Here is a 675-nt window from a genome sequence, read left to right on the forward strand (position 1 = left end):
CGTGGCTTGAGCGGCGAGGAACAGCCCTCCAAGGAGGACCCCTCGCCAATGAATGGCTGACATTTTTCGAAAATTCCTCTGCTGACGATCCGAACTGCGCTGCGGCATGCAGCGCGGTGACGGTCGTCAGGCGCGAGGGGGGCGCTTCAGTCGGTCGGTAATGTCGGAAGCGAGCGCTTCGGCGGGAGGCGCATCGGGAACCACGACCAAGTGAGGGACCGAATCCTTCTGCACGGTGCCGGCAAAGCTCGCCCCGTGATGGCAATGGCCGTGTCCACACACGCCGTGTTGCTCGGCCGGCGCATCCGGATCGCCCGGCACTTCGTCGGCGGCTGCGGATGACGCAGAAGCGCTATCGAGCGAAGCCAGAACGGGCGTGCTTCCGGGCGCCACTTCGGCACCGCAAGCAGCAGCATCCGCCGCCGTCACGAACACCATCGCGACCAGCATGAGCAGGACGACGAAAGGGTGCAGGACAAGGCGACGATAGCTTGTAGTCATGGATTCCAATGGCTCATAGCAAACCGCATCAAGATTGCAAGTTCCGTAACACGATGAAGTATAAGTCTTTTGTTACAGTATAACAGTCCTCGAATACTGTTTCGGTCTTTTAGAACGGCGCGATCAGGCCGCGCGAAGCTCGGGATGCGGATGCTCGCAGCGATGAACTTCGAT

Annotated in this window: 1 protein-coding gene; it reads right to left on the reverse strand. The window is 60.3% G+C overall.

Annotation, left to right across the window (positions count from 1 at the left end):
* Positions 1-126: 126 nt before the first annotated feature.
* Positions 127-501, reverse strand: a complete 375-nt coding sequence (locus KYK83_RS17105) for a hypothetical protein (RefSeq protein ID WP_067463363.1) — start codon at positions 499-501, stop codon at positions 127-129.
* Positions 502-675: the final 174 nt, after the last annotated feature.

Source organism: Qipengyuania pacifica, from assembly GCF_019857205.1.
Classification (GTDB): Bacteria; Pseudomonadota; Alphaproteobacteria; order Sphingomonadales; family Sphingomonadaceae; genus Qipengyuania; species Qipengyuania pacifica.